Raw genomic sequence first — 20,216 nt, forward strand, 5'->3', positions numbered from 1 at the left:
CGCTTACCGCTCATGGGCACCTCTCTTTAAGCCATCTTAAATGACTCTGAGGTGTCTGTTAAACCCGTGGCGATTCAAAGAGCTGGTAAGCGTCAAGCCACTGCCGCCTGCGATTCTGGTCCCGGGCTCGCTAGCTTAAGCTCCGTCTAATTTAGAAGGAGCTCTGTTCATGGAAAATGCTGTCAACTGGCGAACTGAATCGCGTACTGTCTATTCCAATGACTTCAAACTTCGGATGGTCGAACTGGCTTCACGACCAGATGCCAACGTCGCTCAACTGGCGCGGGAACATGGCGTTGATAATAATCTCATTTTTAAGTGGCTACGCCTCTGGCAGAGAGAGGGGCGAATCTCTCGTCGAATGCCTGCAACTATCGTAGGGCCGGTGGTACCACAATCTCTTCCGACTTCCCCGGTTCTGTTGTCCGTCGACGTTATCAACGACCCGTTGCCCACTGCAGAGAATGACACTCTGTGTACGTTCCCCTCCGCTCACTCCAGCGCGACTTCCTGTCATGTTGAGTTCCGCCACGGTAAAATGACGCTGGAAAACCCGTCGTCAGAGTTGCTGGCCGTGCTGATCCGCGAACTGACCGGGAGAAGCCAATAATATCCCTCCCGTCAGACACCCGTATCTGGCTGGTTGCCGGGATCACGGATATGCGTAAGTCCTTCAACGGGCTGGACGAACAGATACAACACGTTCTGGATGAGGATCCCTTCTCCGGCCACCTGTTCATCTTCCGGGGACGCCGTGGCGATACCGTGAAAATACTCTGGGCTGATGCGGATGGCCTGTGCCTGTTTACCAAACGTCTGGAAGAAGGCCAGTTTATCTGGCCTGCTGTACGCGATGGCAAAATCGCGCTCACCCGCTCACAACTTGCCATGTTCCTCGATAAGCTGGACTGGCGCCAGCCAAAAACAGCACGCCTTAACTCACTGACAATGTTGTAAAAAGGACATGACCGCATTATAAATGGGGCCATGAGTCAGGACTATCTTGCCCGTATTGCCGCACTGGAAGACGCGCTTCGCCAGAAAGACGGTCAGCTCAGTCTCGTTGCAGAGACTGAGTCGTTCCTGCGTTCGGCGCTGGCCCGCGCAGAAGAGAAAATAGAGAACGAAGAGCGTGAAATAGAGCATCTGCGGGCACAGATAGAAAAACTGCGGCGAATGCTGTTCGGTACCCGCTCAGAAAAACTTCGCCGGCAGGTTGAAGAAGCCGAAGCCCTGCTGAAACAGCAGGAGCAGCAAAGCGGCCACTACAACGGACGGGAAGACGATCCACTGGTACCTCGCCAACTGCGGCAGTCCCGCCATAGTCGCCCGTTACCGGAACACCTTCCCCGCGAGATACACCGGCTGGAGCCAGCAGAAACCTGCTGTCCGGAATGAGGCAACGGTATGGAGTACCTCAGCGAAGTCAGCGTGGAGCAACTGGCGCTGGTCGCCAGCGCCCTGAAAGTGATCCGCACGGTCAGGGTGAAAAAGGCCTGCGTCAGATGCGACTGTATCGTTGAAGCCCCTGCGCCATCACGTCCCATAGACCGGGGTATCGCCGGACCGGGTCTGCTGGCCCGCGTGTTAACGAGCAAGTACTGTGAACATACTCCACTGTATCGCCAGACTAAAATCCTGGCGCGTCAGGGTGTGGACCTGAGTCGTGCGCTGCTCTCCAACTGGGCGGATGCCTGCTGCCGGTTAATGGCCCCGCTGGATGAAGCCCTTTACCAATACGTGATGGACTGCCGCAAACTGCACACTGACGACACACCTGTTCCGGTGCTGGCACCGGGCAGAAAGAAGACGAAAACCGGGCGGATCTGGACGTATGTATAAGCACGCAAACAGCGACAGCAGAAGAAGCCCTGAAACGTATCGGTGAGCTGTACGCAGTCGAAGAAGCAATCCGGGGCCTCCCGGCAACTGAGTGACTGTCAGCAAGGCAGTCCCGTAGTAAGCCGCTGCTGATATCCCTGCATGACTGGTTGGTGGAGAAAAGCACCACTCTGTCAAAAAAATCCCGGCTGGGAGAGGCGTTCGCTTATGCCCTGAACCAGTGGAATGCCCTGTGCTACTACTGCGATGACGGTCTTGCAGAGCCGGATAATAACGCCGCTGAACGCGCGTTACGAGCCGTCTGCCTTGGCAAGAAAAATTATATCTTCTTCGGGAGCGATCACGGTGGTGAGCGTGGAGCGTTGCTGTACAGCCTGATCGGGACATGCAAACTGAACAGCGTGGATCCAGAAGGCTACCTCCGCTATGTGCTTGACGTCATAGCCGACTGGCCGGTCAATCGGGTCAGCGAACTGCTACCCTGGCGCGTAGCACTGCCAACTGAATAACATATTCCCGTCAATACGGTTCTCGCTGGACGCTTACGACTATGTGGTATTTGCAACGCCAATATACATGTGATTAACTCCTGTAAAGTCCCATGTCGGTTTGTCTCCTTTTACTTGTGGTGAGTAAGCAGAGATATTCAGGCATGGGCATTCTTCAGGCTATAGTCTTACAGGATCAATCACCACCTCCCTGGGAGGTGGTTTAGGAGTGGCAATGAAAAGCCGACGCTCTGCGCCGGCTTTTTTATTGGCATATTCCCGGGCAACCCAACGCCTCAGCTAATCCCCGGCTTGTATACGGCAATGGGCCCGTAGTCCGGGCAAGGCGCGTCAAGCTCCGCCCCCGGGAGTAGAGCGCATCGCGAGCAGGGAAATTGCGCGCTATTGCGCCACTTCCTTCCCTGCGGGCGCCACCGCCGGGCCGCGATAATCGCCGCCCAATGCTTTAATCAAGGTGATATCGGTGCTGAGCCGCTGGGCCTCGATATCCAGCAGCAAAAGCTGCTGCGCGATGGATGGACGACGAGCCTCCTGCGCCGCATAGTAGCTGACCAGTCCGCGCTGATGGTGCGCGCTGACGCTGCGGGTGGTCATCATCGCCGCCGCGACTTTCTGCTGCTGCAGCGCGGCCTGCTGGTTCAAATCGTTCAACTGGCTGGAGCTAACCGCCACGTCACGCACCGCGTCCAGCACCGCCTGGTTGTACTGCTTAATTAAAATATTGCTCGCCGTACGCGTCGATTTCAGGTTGGCGTTTAAGCGCCCGCCGTCAAACAGCGGCAAATAGAGCCCCGGCAGCAGGTTGATCTGCTGGAATGAGGACTTAAACAGATCGCCGACGCTCAGCGCGTTGTAGCCCCAGAAGGCTTTGATATCGAAGTGCGGGTAAAACGCCGCTTTTGCCGCGTCCACCTGGTTCATTGAGGCGCTGACGTAGCCGCGCAGCGCCTGCAGATCCGGGCGGCGGGCCAGCAGTTCAAACGAAAGCGAGTCCGGTAGCGTCTCCTGTAGCGCCGGCAGCGCCACGGGATGAATCTCCGGCATGCTATGCGCATCGGCGCCGATCAGCGCCCGCAGCGTTTCCCGATACTGCGTCAGCGTCCCCTGCGCCGTAATCACCTGCTGCTGCGCCGCCAGCAGCTCCGCCTGGGCGTTGGCGACATCGACGCTATCCTCAACGCCGCGCGCGGTACGATGCTCATGCGCCTGCACCGAAAGCCTGGCGATAGCCTCCAGTTGGTTAAGTAATTCGATTTTCTGGAAGGTTGCCTGCATCGCGAAATAGAGCTGAGCCACGCTGCTGGCAAGATCCAGCTCGATACCGGCAGTCTCCGCCTGGCGGGCGTTCTTTTCGCCGATCGCGGCGGCAACGCGGGCGCGATCGGCGCCCCATAAATCGATATTCAGCGTCGCCCCGACGCCGACCGTATTCAGCGTGTACCAGGGGCCGTTTTTATCCACCGGCAGGGAGAAGGAGTAGGGCCAGGTGAACTGTTTATTGGTGACCCGCAGACGGTTTTGCGCCGCTACGGCAGTGGCCTGCACGCCCATTGCCGACTGCGCCAGCTCGACCGTGGACTGCGATTGCGAAATACGCAGCCGCGCCGCCTGCATGGTGGGGGAGTTCTGCAGCGCGCGATTGACCAGCATATTTAGCTGCGGATCCTGATAGCCTTCCCACCAGCGCGCCGTCGGCCAGCCGCTGTTCGCCAGATGGATCACCTGCGCCAGCTCGGCCTGCTGCGGATTGACCAGCGGAACCTGGCCGGGATCGTCCTGAATTAACGCACATCCGGTTAACAGCGTCAGGGCGAAGGCAAGCCCCGGGGATCGTGCGGCGCGCGGGAGAGTAAAAGTTTTTATCATGATAGCATTGCCTTTCGCGGAATATCGGAAGACGCAAATGGCCACGCCGGCAGGGCGGCCAGAGCGTTAACCAGCGGCGCGCCAAACGGATTCGCCGGGTCCGGGAGAAGCGCCTGAGGGCGTTCTACTGCAGTTTGCTGCGCGTCGATATCGGCAGCGTAGCCTTCAAGCCGCCGGGCGCAGCGGGGTAAAAAAGTATCCCCCGGCGCGGCGTACAGACGATAGCCTTCGCTGAGCCGCAGGATCTCTTCCGCCTGATGGAAAGTCGCCCGCACCGGCCAGTTTTTGGCTTCCGGCCACGGGTGCGCATAGATTCCCAGCGGCTCGGCGGCTACCCGGTTGATTAAGGTTTCGCTCTCGGTCAGCGCGGCAAAGATCGATACCAGCTGAACCTCATCGTCGCTTGAGGATAGGGTCTGCGCCAGCTGGCAATAAAGCTGCGCCAGACGCGCTTTAAGCTGCGGGGCTTCGCTATCCGGCCATAAATAGAGATGAACAATCGAGGAGACCAGCACGCCGAGCAGAATACCGATCACCCGGTCGCGCAGTTCGGTAAGGTTGCTGAGCGGACCAAACCAACTGAGGAACGCCAGCGCAAAGGTGAAACCTATCTGGATCCCGGCGTAGGCGATGCGCTCTGACCCTGCCGCAATCCACGCGGCCAGCGCAAACACTGGCAGGGTCATCGCCAGCAGGCCGCTCAGCGAGTCGGTCCAGGGCTGCACAAAGACGATCAGGAGCAGCGCAATCAGCGTCGCCAGCAGCGCGCCGCCGATGCGCAGCCACGTTTTCTGCATGGTAGCGCCCAGACCCGGCTGGGCGACAATTACGCAGCTCAGCATAATGGTGTGGATGCCCTGCCAGTCGGCGGCGGTATAGAAAACGTAGCACAGCAGCGTCGCCAGCAGCGTTTTCAGGGCAAAGTGCAGATAGGCCGGATTGGACCACGCGTCCGGCAGCAGCAGCGGCGCTTTTTCCACTTCGCCCTGCAGCAATGCGATGGCTTCGCCGCGCGCCAGCCGCGCCAGCACCTCGGCGATCTCCTGCAAAATGGCGCTGTTATCGCTATCGCGTGGGACCATCAACGGCTGAATATCCGCAGCCGTGAGGCTGGGCAGATTATCCGCCAGCGCGTTCAGCTCGTGGGCTATCCGCTGGCGCGCATCGGGATGGTCGCGGCCCGGCTGTAACAGCGCCGTCAAATGGTAGCAGCGCAGCGCGGCGGCCATCAGTGATTGCCAGGCCTGCGGGCTGGCGGCAATCTCCGGCGTGGTACGCGCGGCCTGCTGGTACAGGGACTGCAACTGGTTAAACTGGCCGACGATCTCTTTAAAGGTGGGCTGCGGCTTCCCGCCATCCGGTGGGCTAAGAATCCGCGCCGTCTGGCGCAGCATGACCACCAGCCGGGCTTTAAACTGATAGCCGGGGAAGGTCTGCTGGAAACAGGCGTTGATCAGCAGCGTCACTAGAATGGCAGTGTTAATCGCCACCCATAGCCACAGCAGCAGGCGTACCAGAATTTCGCTCTGGCTGGTCATCGACGGGAAGGTTTGGGCGTAGATGACTACCAGCGCCACCACGGAAAACGCCAGCCCCAGCTTGCCGAGGACCCGCATCAGGTAAATCGCACAGAAGAACAGGAGCACCGAGGCGACCAGGCGAATCAGCGGATAGTCATAGGTCCACTTGATAATCAGTAGTACGCCGCCCAGGGCGACGCTGACGGTCACCACGAAAACCATGCTGACCAGTTTAATCATCAGGACGTTAGGCTGGCTGACGTAAAACACCACGATCAGCGCCACGGCGAGGAAGGGAATATGCAGCGTCATAAACAGCACAATCAGCACCGCACAGCTGAGCGTCAGGCGCAGGGTGTAGTTCGCCCGCCCCGGCGCATCGCGAAGTTCCCGGGTCAGAAACGGCCACAAGCTTTGCATGCCGTCTCCTTATTGCGGCTGAAGAACGGCGCTGGCGGAAGCGCCCATGCGAAACAGGTTCGGATCGGGGTCTTTGACGGCGATTTTAACCGGGAAGCGCTGGGAGACATGGACCCAGTTGATACTCTTCTGGATGACCGGCAGGCCTTCAATGACGCTGCCGCCGTCGGGCAGAACGCCGGTGCCGACCGAGTCGACTACGCCCTCGAAGGTGCGGCCGTGGCTGGTCATCACGGTGATTCTGGCCGGAACGCCGGGCCGCACATTCTGCAAGTCGGTTTCGCGGAAGTTCGCCACCACGTACCAGTGGTCGTCATCCAGCAGGGTAAAGACCGGCTTAAGGGCTGAGGCGTACTGGCCGATCGTCGTTTTCAACGCCACCACCACGCCGTTAAACGGCGCGCGCACTTCGGTAAATTCGAGATGCAGCTCGGCCAGAGCAATTTGCGCCAGGACCCCCGTGCGCTGCGCCACCATGGCATCAACGCCGGTCACGGCAGCGGAAGCCTGTTTAGCCTGCAGCAGGGTGGCCTCCAGTTCGGCGCGCGCCGCTTTTTCGGCCGTTCGCGCCTGATCCAGATCTTCTTGTGAGGCAAACCCCTGCGGTACCAGTGGCTCAAGGCGTATGCGTGAAGAGGTGGTCTGCTTAACCAGCGCTTTAGCACGTTCAACGGCGGCGCTGACCGACTGCGCGTTGTACTCCTGCGCTTTGATCGTGCGCTGGGTCAGAACAATCTGCGCATCAAGCGTGGTCAGCCGCGCTTTGGCATCATCAAGCATCGCCTGGTAGGGACGCGGGTCGATGCGGAACAGCAGATCGCCTTTTTTTACCCGCTGATTGTCGCGAATCGGCATTTCGACGATCCGCCCGCTCACTTCCGGCACCACGTCGATGGTGTCGGCATAAACGTAAGCATCGTTGGTTTCCGGCGAGGTTTGCAGTTGCCAGATAACCAGAATCAACGCCACGATAGCGGCGAGAACGAGCGCCAGCAGGGGCCATTTTTTGCGGATAACGCTTGAGCGGGATTGGGTCATAGGGATCTAGTTTACGAAGAACAGGAACCACAGAATCGTGGCGAACAGGAACATCAGCGCCAGATAGCTGAAGACCAGCGGAGAAAATCGCGATTGCCATCCTTGACGCACAATCAGGATATGGCAGGGAATAAGTAACAGCGCGGCGCCTAATAAGCAGAAGAACCAACCGGGAAATGCTGCGCCTAAAACCGGAACTGCCGGGGATAATGAGCAGCCGGAGAGCATAAATAGCGAAAATAAGAGCGCAGGGCACGCCAGCTTAACAATGCGATTCAAGACGAAATACCTGAGTGCTCGGATTAAGGTGAAATGAGTTTAATCTCACTGTCGGGGAAATAAAAGGCGTAGATAACAGAAGCGTCTGTATTCCATCGATAAACGTAAGCGTCACATCCAGACCGTATTGACGCTTAAGTCGATGTGAGATCAGCTTTCCATGGCAGCAGCTCGCGCAGCCGGTTTACCGGCCAGTCCTGGATATGACCCGGCACATAACGCAGCCACGTCTCCGGTTCCAGACCATTCAGCCGACAGGTGCCGATCAGCGAGTACAGCACAGCTGCCCGCTCCTCTCCCGCATCTGAACCAGCGAACAGCCAGTTTTTCCGGCCCAGGGCAACACCCCGCAGCGCGTTCTCCGCGATGTTGTTGTCGATTTCCGCCCAGCCGTTGCTGCAGTACAGGTTTAGCGCGCCCCACTGCTTCAGCAGGTATTCCGGGTTCGCAGGAGGCGGCAACGAGCTGCTGTTTAAACTCAGGAGAATAATTAGGGCATCCCTTATGCCTGCTGGGAGTCACATTTTTCTGCATATCTGGCACTTTGGTTCCCACTACTTATTTGGTGGACACCACTTTGTCGGATGCATCAGATTATGACCAGACGGTTCACGCTGTACGCTTACAAGAGCTGCGGCATCTTCTTCAATCGTGTTGTAAGGTTCCGAACTGTAAATTTCATTTTTTCCTTTAAACCTACCACGATGTTCTGGGCGTACTTCAACTGAAGTAAAACGTTTTAAACTATCTGGGCTGGTACGGATACGGAATCCGCCATTTTTATCGCGCTGAAGCATATGCACACCTGTGGTGTTGTTGCCTTTAGTGTTAGCAAGATTTACCATCTTCGATTCTTTTTTTGCATTAAAATGATTCTTAGGCCATCACAACCAATTCTATGTACTTTCGCTTCTGGCACGGAGGGGACCAACCAGCTGGTCCTCAGGTCCGATATGAGCGAAGAGCCGACTTCCATCAGTGTAGTATTTGCTACACTGATGGACACTTGTCCTCACAGGCAAAAATGTTCTTATTACCGCCTGCCTTAGTGTAGCTTTTCCAGAAGCTGCTCCGCGCCTTTGTCCACTCCTGTCTCTGCCGCGCTCATTGAGCCAAACGTTGCACCTACGTTCATGGCGTTGGGATACTGCTCTGCCACATAGGCCAGCAGAAGTTCACCGGTCTCGGTATCTTTCACCTCAACGACATAATTGACGTACCCACTCATCAGTCCTCGCCCGCCGCGCACGGACTGAACGATGTTATAAGGACCTCCGGCTAGGTCGAATTTTGTAAAAGTGCCCACAACCTGCGGCGTCGTGTCCGCGCCGGTCAGTGTCAGTTGAAGCCTGAGAGAAGGGGCGCTTCCGGCGTTTTTATTGACAGTAAACTTCTCTCCCAGAACTTCGGCAAACTTCTTTTGCATATAGTCTGCCAGATTGCGTCGGTCTTCCTGAGACAGGTCATTAAACTGTGCGTCGCTCCCGCCATAGATATCAACTGGAGCAATGGTGATGTTGCGGTATTTACTCCAGTCAACCGGAGCAGCGTAGCGGAAGGGGATCCGGTCGCTGTCGTCAGCAGTGTTGGGCGTCATCCTGGACGTGGCCTCAATGCCGGAATATTTTACCGGTGATGTGGACGAACACCCCGCGGTGGCAATGATGGCGGTCAGTATAAACGTACGGGACAGCTTTTTTGTCAGGCAGACCATAAATATTCTCCGATTACTTTCCAATTAAAATAAACTGTACGGTATAGTTAATGTGGTTTATGCTGACTCTGTCAAGAAAATGTTTCGTTTCGTGTGTGTGACTTTCACCTGAGGAATGAAGAATGCTGTACATCAACCCAGAATTTTTTTTGTCAGGCAGGACTTACAATATTCGTGCACTTCAGGTGCCCACGGCAGCACTGAGGGAGAAGATGCCGGAGACCATACGGGAAGTGAGTACTGAACGTGCCGATTTTATAGGGTGTCTGCCGCTCCGCTATTCTGGGCTGTCGTTGCGGCGCAGACTTATAAGACTGATGCTGACGCTGCAGAAATATGGCGAAGCCAGTGGTGGCCCTGAAAGCCGGGGGCGGGACGCCTTTTCACCAGCAGAAGATTATGCGCGGAGTGTTATAGATAGGGCGATGGTTCGCGGAGAACTGCGCTGCCAGCCCTCCGGTGCGATGAACTGCGCCTTTCTGACACAGACAGAGGAACTGCGGAGCATAATGGCTGGCGTTCAGCAGGATATGGCGCAACTTCGAAAAGAAGTCAGGCGCAAAACGGATGATTTTCTTTGGCGGTTTGCAGCGGGAACAAAAGCATGAATGTACTGCTTATCAATGCTGCCCTGGCGCGCATTTTATTGCCGGCGACACCCTCATCACATTTGACATTCAGCCCGGCTGATGAATAGCTGGCAGATAGCCGGGGCGCTGGAAATCATGCCAACGCAGCAATGGTTCGTGTACGGAGCCATGCTGATAAGCGTTGCATGCGGTTTGCTGAGAACTGCCGGTAACCTGTGGGAATTGTTTCGCCTGCATCGACTGGGGCGGCGTCGGGCCGTATACTATGCTGTCAGGGTGTGGCGGGCTTCACCAGGGCTGCTGCGGGTATTTCTCATGGTGGAATGCCTCGTTGTGGATACTCTGTGTGCGCTGGTGCTGCTGGTACTAAACGGCGTCACCCTCTGGTGAAAACATACTCATCATCGGACCGGGTTCACGGATGGAAAAATTGTGCGGAAATTACGGGGCTGCCTTCTGAAGGCATCGGAGTGAAACAAGTAAGCTGATTTATTTTCCTCTATTACTGTGACTGTAGTGATTAAGCAGTGGCATCTCATCATAAATATAAAAGAAATAACCCAAATCCGGCGTCTGAAAGTCTTGCCCGGGACTAAACACGCGGAGCGCGCCCGGGTGCCGGTCAGGACTCGGTAATGACAATGTTTGCTGCAGAGGTTCTGGTGGCTCCGGCCATCAGGACCCTGTTTATTACTCATGTTTTCGGGGGTGTCATTATAACTGCATGCAGGAAGAGTCAGAAAAAAGCCCGCCGGAACGCGGGCTGGCAGGGTCAGATGTGGCTGCCGATGGACAGACACCCGGTAAGCATCAATATCATAATGCCAGTGAAGAGACTGTAAACAAGATGCATGTCATATCCTCAGAATAAAGAAACGCAGCCGCTGAGCAAAAGCGAGCCCACAATGAGACTTGCCACCATAACGTAACGATTAAGCATTGACATAACCCTTCCATAAATAAACTGTACGTATCAGTTTATTTAAATGTTAACAATAGTCAACCGATATCGCGAACAATACTCCACTCTTTAGTTTGTCAGCGTAGTGATGCGCCCGATAAAAACAGGTCTACGGCATTTTTTACCATTACGGCGATATCTTCGCGCGTATACACAGGCATATCGTGCAGCAGGAAAAGCTCGTCAGCCTCAGCTTTAACCAGCGCAGAAAACTGTTTTGCCCTCAAAGCCGGTCGGAAGGGGATAAGGTCGCCGTCCTCAATATGCTGCTCCATCAGCGTCGCAAGAGCGTTCATACTTTCCCTGACACCGGATTCATAAAAAATATCGCCGATACGTGAATGGCCTGCCTCTCCCACAACCATGCGATACAGCTGAAGCCCCTTCCAGTCCGATGTCATGGTTCCCAGCATTCCCTCGCCAAAACGTTGCAACCTTTCAGACAGGGGAAGATGGCGGTTCTCCTGACTGCAAATTTCATCGGCGGCGCGCGTCAGAAAGTTAGTGCCATAAGCCCTGACGACGGCGTCAAGGAGCATTTCCTTAGAGGAAAAATAATTATAGAGCGTGGCCTTGGAGCACTCTGCAGCTCTGGCCACACCATCCATGGAGGCGCGTTCATACCCCTGCTCGAGAAAGACTGTAGTGGCGGCGTTCAGGATGTCAGTTCGTTTCTTTTCAGTCAGCGTTCGCATGTGATTTCTCTCCTCTGGGCAATCCTATGTTAACAGAACTGCCCGGTTCATTAAAGGCGTGGATTTTTTAGTTTCATAATCAGGGTTGCTGTTATGTCTTTTTTAACTTAATGAGAAGGTAACACTACATATCAGCCTGCTCTGAGATGTTTCAGTGCAACGAATTTCATCTCCGTTTTTCATGAGACGTCCGGTCGGACAGTGCAAAGTGACAACGGTTTTGCTGATAGTGAACTGCTTCCCGATAATTGATGTAGTCCAGACACTATTGATGTCCGCTTCTGGCACAAAACGGCCTATCAGCATTATAAAAATATTCAGATATATATCATTCCTCTGAACATACACAACTAACGGCAGAATCTCACGATTCTGCCGCTTTTTTATTATTTTTCAGGGGGGTAGTAATGAATAATTCTGAAGGTTTGAAGTCGTTTCACTAATCGCTTTATGACCTACCGTAGTGGATATCGGCTGATTGCGCAGCAGGGCCATTGGTTCCTGCCAGTATCACCGGCGTTAACATTGAAGACGACTAGGGCAGGCATGGAACTTTGAACCGGATGCCGGTGAAGGTCTTAACCGCTATACCCGCAAGCCAGGCATCTGTACGGACGTATCCATCTGCTGGCTCCGCATGATTTACCAGCAACATTTAATCTTCCCGAACACTCATTATTACCGCATACGCCAGCCATCGCCGCTGGCGTTTTTTTATTGACGGAGACATACCCATGACAACAGCGACAAAAAACAACCTCGCATCTGCTGCTAACGAATCCGAATTTGAACTGACCGTAACGCAGATACCCGACGAACAGCGTATCTGCTTCTGGCCGCAGTACTTTGGCTCTATCCCACAATGGATAACGCTGGAACCCCGCATTTTCGCCTGGATGGACCGCTTCTGTGATGAGTACAGCGGGGGTATCTGGTCCTTTTACACGCTCAGCAATGGCGGCGCGTTTATGGCCCCTGATACTGACAGTGACGATAAATGGCATCTGTTCAACAGCATGAACGGCAATGGTGCGGAGATGAGCGCAGAAGCCGCCGGTATCGCTGCCTGCCTGATTGAATACAGCCACCATACCTGCCGTACAGAATGTGACGCGATGACCGCGCACTTTTACCGCCTGCGGGACTATGCCCTGCAGCATCCCGAAGCTCACGCCATTCTGAGCATTATTGATTGAGGATACTCATGATGGAACAGTCATTTACCTCACAGGCTTCGGTACTCCCACTGAGCGCTCAACGCACTGTGCAACTTGCCCTGGCCCTGCTTGACCACCACCTGCGCGAAACAGGCGTGGCATTCACCTCCACTCAGGCTGCCCGTGACTGGCTGAAACTGAAAATGGCGGGACTGGAGCGCGAAGAGTTTATGGCGCTGTACCTGAACCAGCAGAACCAGTTTATTGCCCACGAAACCCTGTTTGCCGGTTCCATTAGCAGTACCGAGGTACATCCCCGTGAGGTGGTCAAACGCGCCCTGTGCTTCAATGCGGCGGCAGTGATACTGGTGCATAACCATCCCTCCGGTGACATCACACCCAGCCAGGCAGATAAGACCATCACGCAACATCTGGTGCAGGCGCTCCAGCTCGTTGATATCCGTGTGCCTAACCACCTTATCGTCGGTGGTACGCAGATATTGTCGTTCGCTGAACACGGTCTGCTTTGAGGTATTACATGAAAATTATCAGTAAACGCCGGGCAATGACGATATACCGTCAGCATCCGGCCTCCCGCATTTTTCGATACTGCACTGGCAGATACCAGTGGCACGGCAGCGTCTGTCACTACACCGGTAAGGCAGTACCGGACATTCCCGGCGTGCTGGCGGTATACGCCGAACGCCGCCAGGACCGCAACGGGCCTTATGCCTGTCTGATGAGTATCACCCTAAACTGACAATAAAGGAGAAGTTGATGAGGAGTAACGCTACATGGGGACTACGACGGGATATCACGCCGCGTCTGGGAGCCTGTTTGGTGCAGGAGGGCAACCGGCTGCACTATCTGGCTGGCCGGGCCAGTATCACCGGCAAGTTCAGTGACGCCGAATGCCTGAAGTTGGATGCCGCATTTCCGCATTTTATCAGTCAGATGGAATCGATGCTGACCACTGGTGAAATGAACTCTCGCCATGCCCACTGCGCCATCCTGTATCACAACGGCTTTACCTGCGAAGCCGATACTCTTGGTAGTTGCGGCTACGTATACATCGCCATTTATTCCACTCAACGCTAACAAATTTCACGAGAGCAAACATGAAAACTCTACCTGCTACAATTTCGCGGGCGGCGAAGCCCTGTCTGACGCCCGTGGCTGTCTGGCAAATGTTACTGACACGTCTGCTAGAACAGCACTATGGCCTGACACTGAACGACACGCCGTTCAGTGATGAAACTGTTATTAAGGAACATATTGATGCAGGGATCACCCTGGCCGATGCAGTCAACTTTCTGGTGGATAAGTACGAACTAGTTCGTATCGACCGGAAGGGATTTTCGTGGCAAGAGCAGACCCCGTATCTTTCCGTAGTGGATATTCTGCGAGCAAGGCGCTCTACCGGATTGCTAAAAGCCAACGTGAAATAAACGCTTAAATACAGAGCAGACTAAAGGAAAGCAAAATGCTAATCTCACAGACGAAGAAGCTCCTGCTGTAACCTCCCCTCCCCTGCAAAAAAACCTGACATTTTCTTTTAGGACCAACAATAGGACCAAAATAAAATTTGAATTGAAAGTTAAAAATTATAAAACAACAAGTTACACAACCAATTCAGACTCCGCCAGCCCACCAAAATTCTTCAAAGATGATTACCAGAGTCATCTGTAGAAGTCCTGAAAGCCCGCACGGCGCAAGCCTGGCGGGCTTTTTTGTGTCTATATCCTTCCGAGACGATCCGCCTGAATCCAGTGATAATTTGTAGAGTCAGCAGGCAAATCGAACCCTCAGGTTAACCTGAGAATGATGAAATTATCCCGTGCAGCTAAGGGCTTAATAGTTCTTTCTATCGGGGTATCAGTGTATGAAATATACACGTCAGACAATAAAGCTTCAGAAATCGGCAGGCAGGTTGCTATTAACGGAGCAGGTATTGCGGGCGATTGGGCTGGCGGTGCTATTGCTGGTTTAATGTGTGGGCCTGGCGCACCCGTGTGCGTTCTATTAGGCGGATTTGTCGGCGGTGCTTTAGCGGCATGGGAAATGGGCAACTGGTGGAAATAGAGATGGAAGAAGTTATGACACTATCGTTATCGGAAGTAAATAAAGCAACAGATACCGCCCAGGCCCGGTCTGAAGTGCTGATTGACGGCAGATTAACAGGGATTACCATTCCTGGAAAAGTGCTTGAGGCTGCGATAAAAGTCGATGCGCGTCGCTATCTTTTATTCGTGACGGATGACGTCATCTTTGAAGAAATGCTGACGATCCTGCTGTTGGATCTTTCTCAAGGCCTAGTAGAAGAACTGACTATCAGGGGCGCTTATACTTCAGGTCACTTTGAAGATTTGAAGGTTTCGCCCCGCTCCGCAAGCTTCAGCTTTATTGGCGATACTACATGGACAGTAAAAGTATCGAAATCCCCCACGCTTAAACTGCCGTTTTCCGATCCTCGCGGCGTAAGCCGCCCAGCAGGATTAAGGAAATACATTGATATCTCCGCTAACCCTGCTCCGGCCAGGGCTGACGGTAGCCGATAAGCCAGCCTACCTCCTTTTTACTTTATCGCCAGAACAGGCGATAAAGCGGTGAGACGAAACGGCATTGGTATATCAGTCAAAGTTGAACTGATAAAAATCAAATAAAAACAATAAATTGCCTACAAGACTCAGATTCCGCCAGCCCAAAATTCTTCAAAGATGATTACCAGAGTCATCTGTGTTACCGCCCCAATCGCGACAAGCCCAACCCGCTGCCACAGTTCACACTCAAGGGTCTCTTGCTGGAAGCTCTCGGCTTTAACACCGGAGAGCCGATCATTGTCAACATAGAGCACGGGCGACTGGTGATTTAGGCGGAGCTTAAGATCAAAGCGATAAAAAGATGATCCCGGCGCGGAAGCCGGGATCAGTATCATTTCAATATATAATCGAACTTATCATCGAAGTTTAACTCGATATCCTGCTTTCTTACTCTCTCTAATACTTCCACTATTCTATTAAATGTATCCCCTAAGCGCTGTCTGGTTGTATCTGAATTCTTTCATATCAGCGTTACTGGCCGCTCAACGTCATTGCTTAATCGATCCCATAGCGCATTAAGATTTCTTCCATAATAGTGGCCAAAATCTAATGTCTCTGATAAAACACCATGAAAATCATATTCGGTATATATATTCAAACCATCTAAAATTATTTCGCGTTTAATCACTTCCATTTACCTGTCGATGTTGCTGTTTCATAGTGATCAGTAGTGATATACAACAAGCCATCCCTCGAATACAACAACCTTGTTTGGGCCGGGAGCGTTTTTTATTCAACAGGCGTCGCTACATATCCGTCAAGGATATGAACATCTTCAACATTGCATTCCGAATAGATCCATTTTGTCCAGTTGGTAATAACCCATTCGGTGCTTAATCCATGCCCTTCATCTGAGATGCTTTCAGCAGGTAAATTAACTAAAAATAGTCCGGCTTTATAACCAGATGAAACAATTAAACCGTATGGTCGATCATCATCCTGGGTCTCAAATAACATGAAATCAACCCATTCTTCATATGGCCAAACCGCAGGTAATCTAAAAATAGCCCCTCTTGAAATAGCCGTTTTTTTGTAATCAATGAGTCGCATTACTTCACCTTCATATTATGACCGCGGGATGGAGCAGCTGGTTTTCTTACTTGCATAGAGAAATCAACCTCACCTAAATGCTTACCTTTCGGGCTGACAACTTCAAATCGTCCATGCTGTGTATCAAGAGCATAAAGATTTCCGTCCTGCCCGCGATACACGTCACGACCGCCATTCTTTTTAGTTAACTGGTTGTCCTTGATCATGCCGTTTGCTGCTGCAACCTGTGGAGCGGTTTGTTTTATAACTGCCACACATTCTCCCGGAGGGAGGCCAGACAGGCTTTTTTCAAAATGACCAACAGTCTGCCCTGTTGCAATTTTGGCATTCGAATTAATTGACGGAAGCTTACCAGCTTTACTCACCCCACCCAGAGCACTTAACGCCACACCCGCAATAATATCGGCCTGAGTCTGATCAAGGCCATATTTTGCCATGATCTGCTCAGACACTTTATTGCTGGCAACGATCCCGTCTGCATCCATCTGATGTGCCCAGGTTGCCGTCAAATCATAGACCATCTTGAATGGGATATCTTCGCCCATCGCACGATCCAGCGCCTGCTTCACTGCCATGCTGTCGGCCAGCACATCACCGTATTTCTGCTGACAGGTGGCCGGACTTGTCGCACAGTCGCTGATTAACTGTTTTTGCTGGGCGATACTCAGTTCTTCATACTTTGTGAGTATTCCGCTACAGTCGCCGCCGCCAGCCTGACAGGACTTCATTTCAGCCGACCAGGCATCTATCTGTTTGCTGCTCAGCCAGTTATTCTCAACCGCATTCTTCCCGGCCTGCGCACCCGCTACCGCACCCGCCGTACTGTCCCCGGTCAACCCGCCTGCCAGCCCTGCCGCCAGCGTCCCCAGCGTGCTTATCGTCTGACGCTGATCTTCCGTCAGGTCCTCGCGTTTCACCCCCGGATACATCTGCTGCGCGATATACTCGCCCATCGCCGCGCCTGAAGCACCCGCGACCGCACTGTTGCCCGCCGCGTAGGCCGTCACCGCGCCCACCACGGCGTGAGCCATCAGGTTCGCCTGGACGTTCACCACCTCTTTGCCGTCCGGGCCTTTCGTGGTGGTCATGTCGTGAATGACCTCCGCCAGGTAAGGCGCCGCCGCCCCGCTAGCCGCCTGCGCCAGGTTGCCGCCCGCCAGACCCTGCACCGCCGCCGTCGCCGCCAGGATACCCCGCTGAACGGCGCTGCCGGTTCCCTACTGCTGCTGGGCGGCCTTGTAGCTGTCCGTCGCGGTCAGCATGGCGTTGTACTATTGGCTTTTACAATTATGATAAAATCACAATAATCAACAAGCGGGGAAAGTTGGTCCTCTGGCTGTGGACTGATCGGTAGATAAAAAAATCTCAGCCAGGTAAAAACATGGCCGGAATATTCGCTACATATTTAACTTCCAAAAGTTCATACCATTAATAAGCCAATACTGTTCTTTATCAGGCACTAATAACCCAAACTCACTATTTGCCTGTGCATTCCAGTCTGATGGCACTGATTTTTCGTGTTGCCTGTCCCAATCTGTATGTCGATATATTTTTTTATCGAAATTGATGTAAAACTTAGGCAGACGCATTCGCCAATTATCCCATTCAGGAGATACTGGCTCTGTGAGAGTAGATAAAAACGCCTCGATATATTCATAAAAATCAACAACGCTTTTATAATCTCTGCTTGAGACAAAAAAATCACGCATCCAGCCAACAGAATAAACAGATAAATTATTTTTTATAATGTAGCTCCTGAAGTTATCCTTTGATAAAAGGGGAATTCCATTTCTGAATGATTTAATAGCCTGCTCATACAGTTCAGCTTTCATCCATCCTTCATCAATATAAGCCTGATATTCCGGCCTTACATCAATACAGTAATTTTCTTTACTATCAAAAACATAGTGGTGTTTTCCATCTAAGACAAAAATTGCTATGTCTTTTTCACCATTGAAAATATTATCAATTAATCTTTGATAATCATTTTCCAAATTCATGCAAAAACTCCTCTTTGGTTAGTACACGAGCATTTGATGAGTTTTTTCGATCAGTTTGTCCCAAACTTTAGGTAACTCACGAGATATATTAGGTTGTCCTTTTGTCGGATCAACAATCTTAGGAGCATTGGGATCTTTAAGTAGAGGCTCTGGCCGGTCATCACGCTGTACCGGATACGCTCTTCTTCCGGCATCAGGTTCAGCACCGCGTCAATCAGGCTGCTTTTTCCAGCGGCGCTTGAGGACTGGATAAGCACCGCCAGCAGTTTATCCAGTTTCCTGGACGTCGCTGCCAGATACCCGGTCAGCAAAAGTGCCGCCGGGTCATGCTTCGCCTTCTCGCCCGCTATCTGTCCTTTCGTTCTCGCGATATCCGCTACCTGGCCGCTGATTTCGGTAATCATCTGTAAAGTAATGCTCCCGACCCATTAGTCGGAAGCTTTATTCAGGCTGGTAGCTTAGCCAGTAAACTCTTAACCTTTTCTGTATCTTCGGGGTGGAATTTTAAATATCGTTTACATGCCAGACGCACATAGTGGTAGCAGGTTTCTTCACTGACAATGACACTATCGGCTTCAGAAGGTGGATAACCAACAGCAAATTCCACACCTTCAAAGTGTTCACTTTCGTCATAGCTGTTCATATCGGGAAAATTGCAATAAGCCCCATCTTTATTTAAAGCACCTCCATTAGAAAATAATTCAAGGGTCTCAATAAAATCACCATCTTCATACATCCTGTCAAAATAGGACACAACAATTAAATTGAATCCGTCATCCACATCTTTCTGAGTAAATAATTCTTTTTTCACAACTCACCTCAATTAGAATGGAAATTACGTACTCTTCCAGTCGTTTTATCCACATATATTCTAAAATTAACACCATCTACACTTACATTTGTTTGACCACTCTTACTGGCCATTGCATCATTAAAGCCTTTTGCAGCAGCCTGCTGCCCAAGCTCCAATATTTTCTGATCTGTAAATATTTTAGGATCATAGATAGTTTTTGTTTCCGGTGTTGCTTTGTAATCCCCGGTAAGTTTTCCAGCCCTATCTTTAGTCGGTATAAGATATTTCACTTCTGTAATACCTTTTGTTCCTGTAGGAGTTTCACTGACAATTTTCACATTGTATTCTTTGGCCGCATCATAAAATGCATTGGCATTGTGCCCACCTGAGATACCATTTTTCTGTGTAAATCCATCAACTGTTGCCAGATGCTTTGGCTGATCGATTCTGAAATTAATTCCAGATGGATAGACAACAACTTTTTCAGCCAGCGTACTGAGTTTACTAACAGCCGCAGCACCTAATACGGGTGTCATCGATGCCGCTACCGTCTTCATCCCGTCGTATGTTTCAACATAATTCTGAGCTGTTATCTTATCAATACCAAACTGCACCATGGCATAGTTCACCATCGCATCTTTCACCTGCTGTTGATTCTGTGCATCAACGCTGGTGATATTCAGCAGGTTCACTATCTGCCCGTAGGCATCCGGGTACATGTCGCTGACTTTGTTGTTGTAATTACCGGTTTCATACTCACTTTTGGCCGAGTAAGCCTCAAGCCTTGCCGCAGCGCATCCCGCACTGGCAGCCTTTCCGTTGCCACAGGCATCTGTCACCTTCTGGTCACGGCTGATACTTTTCTCCAGCAGGTCATTTATCTTTTGCTGTGCCTGCTCACGCTCTGCGGGGTCTTTGCTCTTGAGCTTCTGTTTCGCTACCTCAAGTTCTGTCTTTTCGTTTACATGCAGCCAGTTATTCTCAACCGCATTCTTCCCGGCCTGCGCACCCGCTACCGCACCCGCCGTACTGTCCCCGGTCACCCCGCCCGCCAGCCCTGCCGCCAGCGTCCCCAGCGTGCTTATCGTCTGACGCTGATCTTCCGTCAGGTCCTCGCGTTTCACCCCCGGATACATCTGCTGCGCGATATACTCGCCCATCGCCGCGCCTGAAGCACCCGCG

At 52.4% G+C, this 20,216-nt stretch carries 24 protein-coding genes and 4 pseudogenes; 13 read left to right on the forward strand and 15 right to left on the reverse strand.

Going from position 1 to position 20,216, the window contains the following annotated elements; all coding sequences use genetic code 11:
- Positions 1-169 precede the first annotated feature (169 nt).
- The 3 genes and pseudogenes from EKL29_RS22360 (at position 170) to EKL29_RS22370 (ending at position 2,351) form a co-directional block, all read left to right on the forward strand.
- Entirely contained in the window at positions 170-610 is a 441-nt protein-coding gene (locus tag EKL29_RS22360) for a transposase (RefSeq protein WP_126690775.1), read from the forward strand.
- A complete protein-coding gene (gene tnpB / locus EKL29_RS22365) occupies positions 607-957 on the forward strand; it encodes an IS66 family insertion sequence element accessory protein TnpB (RefSeq protein WP_126690776.1) in 351 nt (116 codons plus the stop codon). The genes EKL29_RS22360 and tnpB overlap by 4 nt, the downstream gene beginning before the upstream one ends.
- A gap of 30 nt (positions 958-987) precedes the next feature.
- A pseudogene (locus tag EKL29_RS22370) lies at positions 988-2,351 on the forward strand (transposase).
- Between the two features lie 381 nt (positions 2,352-2,732).
- Here the strand turns inward: EKL29_RS22370 and EKL29_RS22375 are convergent.
- The 7 genes and pseudogenes from EKL29_RS22375 to EKL29_RS22410 form a co-directional block, all read right to left on the reverse strand.
- Entirely contained in the window at positions 2,733-4,217 is a 1,485-nt protein-coding gene (locus tag EKL29_RS22375; RefSeq protein ID WP_126690777.1) for an MdtP family multidrug efflux transporter outer membrane subunit, read from the reverse strand.
- On the reverse strand, positions 4,214-6,157 hold the full coding sequence (locus EKL29_RS22380; protein WP_126690778.1) for an FUSC family protein: 1,944 nt from the start codon (positions 6,155-6,157) through the stop codon (positions 4,214-4,216). Before EKL29_RS22380 ends, EKL29_RS22375 begins: the two co-directional genes overlap by 4 nt.
- Before the next feature lie 9 nt (positions 6,158-6,166).
- Entirely contained in the window at positions 6,167-7,195 is a 1,029-nt protein-coding gene (gene mdtN / locus EKL29_RS22385) for a multidrug transporter subunit MdtN (protein WP_126690779.1), read from the reverse strand.
- A gap of 6 nt (positions 7,196-7,201) precedes the next feature.
- Entirely contained in the window at positions 7,202-7,423 is a 222-nt protein-coding gene (locus tag EKL29_RS22390) for a YtcA family lipoprotein (protein WP_407056751.1), read from the reverse strand.
- Between the two features lie 185 nt (positions 7,424-7,608).
- Positions 7,609-7,911 (reverse strand): annotated as a pseudogene (locus EKL29_RS22395) (transposase domain-containing protein); the annotation flags it as partial.
- 117 nt (positions 7,912-8,028) lie between these two features.
- On the reverse strand, positions 8,029-8,319 hold the full coding sequence (locus EKL29_RS22405; RefSeq protein WP_200064993.1) for a hypothetical protein: 291 nt from the start codon (positions 8,317-8,319) through the stop codon (positions 8,029-8,031).
- A gap of 200 nt (positions 8,320-8,519) precedes the next feature.
- On the reverse strand, positions 8,520-9,188 hold the full coding sequence (locus EKL29_RS22410) for a DUF3313 domain-containing protein (protein ID WP_126690781.1): 669 nt from the start codon (positions 9,186-9,188) through the stop codon (positions 8,520-8,522).
- A 122-nt stretch (positions 9,189-9,310) separates the two neighbouring features.
- On the opposite strand from EKL29_RS22410, the gene EKL29_RS22415 reads away from it, so the two are divergent.
- Complete coding sequence (locus EKL29_RS22415; RefSeq protein WP_232960625.1) at positions 9,311-9,796, forward strand: hypothetical protein; 486 nt, start codon at positions 9,311-9,313, stop codon at positions 9,794-9,796.
- A gap of 1,020 nt (positions 9,797-10,816) precedes the next feature.
- Here EKL29_RS22415 and EKL29_RS22420 read toward each other — a convergent pair.
- Positions 10,817-11,434 carry a TetR/AcrR family transcriptional regulator gene (locus EKL29_RS22420; protein ID WP_126690782.1) on the reverse strand — a complete coding sequence of 206 codons (618 nt, stop codon included), beginning with the start codon at positions 11,432-11,434 and terminating at the stop codon, positions 10,817-10,819.
- A gap of 529 nt (positions 11,435-11,963) precedes the next feature.
- Between EKL29_RS22420 and EKL29_RS23435 the strand changes: the two are divergent.
- From EKL29_RS23435 to EKL29_RS22465, 9 genes and pseudogenes are all read left to right on the forward strand, one after another.
- A pseudogene (locus EKL29_RS23435) lies at positions 11,964-12,056 on the forward strand (DUF905 family protein); the annotation flags it as partial.
- Positions 12,057-12,168: 112 nt separating this feature from the next.
- Positions 12,169-12,630 carry an antirestriction protein gene (locus EKL29_RS22430; RefSeq protein WP_126690783.1) on the forward strand — a complete coding sequence of 154 codons (462 nt, stop codon included), beginning with the start codon at positions 12,169-12,171 and terminating at the stop codon, positions 12,628-12,630.
- An 8-nt stretch (positions 12,631-12,638) separates the two neighbouring features.
- Entirely contained in the window at positions 12,639-13,121 is a 483-nt protein-coding gene (locus tag EKL29_RS22435) for a RadC family protein (protein WP_096897068.1), read from the forward strand.
- Positions 13,122-13,129: 8 nt separating this feature from the next.
- Positions 13,130-13,351: a DUF987 domain-containing protein gene (locus EKL29_RS22440; RefSeq protein WP_079819549.1), complete on the forward strand. Its 222-nt coding sequence runs from the start codon at positions 13,130-13,132 to the stop codon at positions 13,349-13,351.
- A gap of 17 nt (positions 13,352-13,368) precedes the next feature.
- The gene (locus tag EKL29_RS22445; RefSeq protein ID WP_096897067.1) at positions 13,369-13,689 is read left to right on the forward strand and encodes a type IV toxin-antitoxin system YeeU family antitoxin; all 321 of its coding nucleotides are present in this window, start codon (positions 13,369-13,371) and stop codon (positions 13,687-13,689) included.
- Between the two features lie 20 nt (positions 13,690-13,709).
- Positions 13,710-14,039: a TA system toxin CbtA family protein gene (locus tag EKL29_RS22450; RefSeq protein ID WP_096897066.1), complete on the forward strand. Its 330-nt coding sequence runs from the start codon at positions 13,710-13,712 to the stop codon at positions 14,037-14,039.
- Between the two features lie 373 nt (positions 14,040-14,412).
- Positions 14,413-14,673: a hypothetical protein gene (locus EKL29_RS22455; protein ID WP_311779069.1), complete on the forward strand. Its 261-nt coding sequence runs from the start codon at positions 14,413-14,415 to the stop codon at positions 14,671-14,673.
- Between the two features lie 2 nt (positions 14,674-14,675).
- Positions 14,676-15,149 carry a hypothetical protein gene (locus tag EKL29_RS22460; protein ID WP_126690784.1) on the forward strand — a complete coding sequence of 158 codons (474 nt, stop codon included), beginning with the start codon at positions 14,676-14,678 and terminating at the stop codon, positions 15,147-15,149.
- A gap of 176 nt (positions 15,150-15,325) precedes the next feature.
- Positions 15,326-15,463: a SymE family type I addiction module toxin gene (locus tag EKL29_RS22465; protein ID WP_126690792.1), complete on the forward strand. Its 138-nt coding sequence runs from the start codon at positions 15,326-15,328 to the stop codon at positions 15,461-15,463.
- A gap of 188 nt (positions 15,464-15,651) precedes the next feature.
- On the opposite strand, the gene EKL29_RS23440 is transcribed toward EKL29_RS22465, so the two are convergent.
- The 7 genes and pseudogenes from EKL29_RS23440 to EKL29_RS23445 form a co-directional block, all read right to left on the reverse strand.
- Positions 15,652-15,825, reverse strand: coding sequence for a barstar family protein (locus EKL29_RS23440; protein WP_311779070.1), 174 nt, complete (start codon positions 15,823-15,825; stop codon positions 15,652-15,654).
- 95 nt (positions 15,826-15,920) lie between these two features.
- On the reverse strand, positions 15,921-16,241 hold the full coding sequence (imm45, locus tag EKL29_RS22480) for an Imm45 family immunity protein (protein WP_126690785.1): 321 nt from the start codon (positions 16,239-16,241) through the stop codon (positions 15,921-15,923).
- Positions 16,241-17,458 (reverse strand): annotated as a pseudogene (locus EKL29_RS22485) (VENN motif pre-toxin domain-containing protein); the annotation flags it as partial. The pseudogene EKL29_RS22485 and the gene imm45, both read right to left, overlap by 1 nt.
- Positions 17,459-17,638: 180 nt before the next feature.
- Positions 17,639-18,241 (reverse strand): hypothetical protein, encoded by a 603-nt coding sequence (locus EKL29_RS22490; protein WP_126690787.1) that lies wholly within the window; start codon positions 18,239-18,241, stop codon positions 17,639-17,641.
- A gap of 50 nt (positions 18,242-18,291) precedes the next feature.
- Positions 18,292-18,645: a hypothetical protein gene (locus EKL29_RS22495; protein WP_126690788.1), complete on the reverse strand. Its 354-nt coding sequence runs from the start codon at positions 18,643-18,645 to the stop codon at positions 18,292-18,294.
- A gap of 41 nt (positions 18,646-18,686) precedes the next feature.
- On the reverse strand, positions 18,687-19,052 hold the full coding sequence (cdiI, locus tag EKL29_RS22500) for a ribonuclease toxin immunity protein CdiI (protein WP_126690789.1): 366 nt from the start codon (positions 19,050-19,052) through the stop codon (positions 18,687-18,689).
- 8 nt (positions 19,053-19,060) lie between these two features.
- On the reverse strand, positions 19,061-20,216 hold a 1,156-nt coding region (locus EKL29_RS23445), incomplete at its 5' end, for a VENN motif pre-toxin domain-containing protein (RefSeq protein ID WP_311779071.1).

Origin of the sequence: Pantoea sp. YU22 (genome assembly GCF_003970755.1) — a bacterium.
GTDB lineage: Bacteria > Pseudomonadota > Gammaproteobacteria > Enterobacterales > Enterobacteriaceae > Pantoea > Pantoea piersonii.

Excerpts from the sequence above, each read along its gene's own strand:
- EKL29_RS22490 (WP_126690787.1), bottom strand. The coding sequence starts at position 18,241 with ATGAATTTGGAAAATGATTATCAAAGATTAATTGATAATATTTTCAAT.
- EKL29_RS22375 (WP_126690777.1), bottom strand. The coding sequence starts at position 4,217 with ATGATAAAAACTTTTACTCTCCCGCGCGCCGCACGATCCCCGGGGCTT.
- imm45 (WP_126690785.1), bottom strand. The coding sequence starts at position 16,241 with ATGCGACTCATTGATTACAAAAAAACGGCTATTTCAAGAGGGGCTATT.
- EKL29_RS22435 (WP_096897068.1), top strand. The coding sequence starts at position 12,639 with ATGATGGAACAGTCATTTACCTCACAGGCTTCGGTACTCCCACTGAGC.
- EKL29_RS22440 (WP_079819549.1), top strand. The coding sequence starts at position 13,130 with ATGAAAATTATCAGTAAACGCCGGGCAATGACGATATACCGTCAGCAT.
- EKL29_RS22450 (WP_096897066.1), top strand. The coding sequence starts at position 13,710 with ATGAAAACTCTACCTGCTACAATTTCGCGGGCGGCGAAGCCCTGTCTG.
- EKL29_RS22445 (WP_096897067.1), top strand. The coding sequence starts at position 13,369 with ATGAGGAGTAACGCTACATGGGGACTACGACGGGATATCACGCCGCGT.
- EKL29_RS22390 (WP_407056751.1), bottom strand. The coding sequence starts at position 7,423 with ATGCTCTCCGGCTGCTCATTATCCCCGGCAGTTCCGGTTTTAGGCGCA.
- EKL29_RS22415 (WP_232960625.1), top strand. The coding sequence starts at position 9,311 with ATGCTGTACATCAACCCAGAATTTTTTTTGTCAGGCAGGACTTACAAT.
- EKL29_RS23440 (WP_311779070.1), bottom strand. The coding sequence starts at position 15,825 with ATGGAAGTGATTAAACGCGAAATAATTTTAGATGGTTTGAATATATAT.
- EKL29_RS22410 (WP_126690781.1), bottom strand. The coding sequence starts at position 9,188 with ATGGTCTGCCTGACAAAAAAGCTGTCCCGTACGTTTATACTGACCGCC.
- EKL29_RS22380 (WP_126690778.1), bottom strand. The coding sequence starts at position 6,157 with ATGCAAAGCTTGTGGCCGTTTCTGACCCGGGAACTTCGCGATGCGCCG.
- EKL29_RS22430 (WP_126690783.1), top strand. The coding sequence starts at position 12,169 with ATGACAACAGCGACAAAAAACAACCTCGCATCTGCTGCTAACGAATCC.
- EKL29_RS22455 (WP_311779069.1), top strand. The coding sequence starts at position 14,413 with ATGATGAAATTATCCCGTGCAGCTAAGGGCTTAATAGTTCTTTCTATC.
- EKL29_RS22460 (WP_126690784.1), top strand. The coding sequence starts at position 14,676 with ATGGAAGAAGTTATGACACTATCGTTATCGGAAGTAAATAAAGCAACA.
- EKL29_RS22360 (WP_126690775.1), top strand. The coding sequence starts at position 170 with ATGGAAAATGCTGTCAACTGGCGAACTGAATCGCGTACTGTCTATTCC.
- EKL29_RS22405 (WP_200064993.1), bottom strand. The coding sequence starts at position 8,319 with ATGGTAAATCTTGCTAACACTAAAGGCAACAACACCACAGGTGTGCAT.
- EKL29_RS22495 (WP_126690788.1), bottom strand. The coding sequence starts at position 18,645 with ATGATTACCGAAATCAGCGGCCAGGTAGCGGATATCGCGAGAACGAAA.
- mdtN (WP_126690779.1), bottom strand. The coding sequence starts at position 7,195 with ATGACCCAATCCCGCTCAAGCGTTATCCGCAAAAAATGGCCCCTGCTG.
- EKL29_RS22420 (WP_126690782.1), bottom strand. The coding sequence starts at position 11,434 with ATGCGAACGCTGACTGAAAAGAAACGAACTGACATCCTGAACGCCGCC.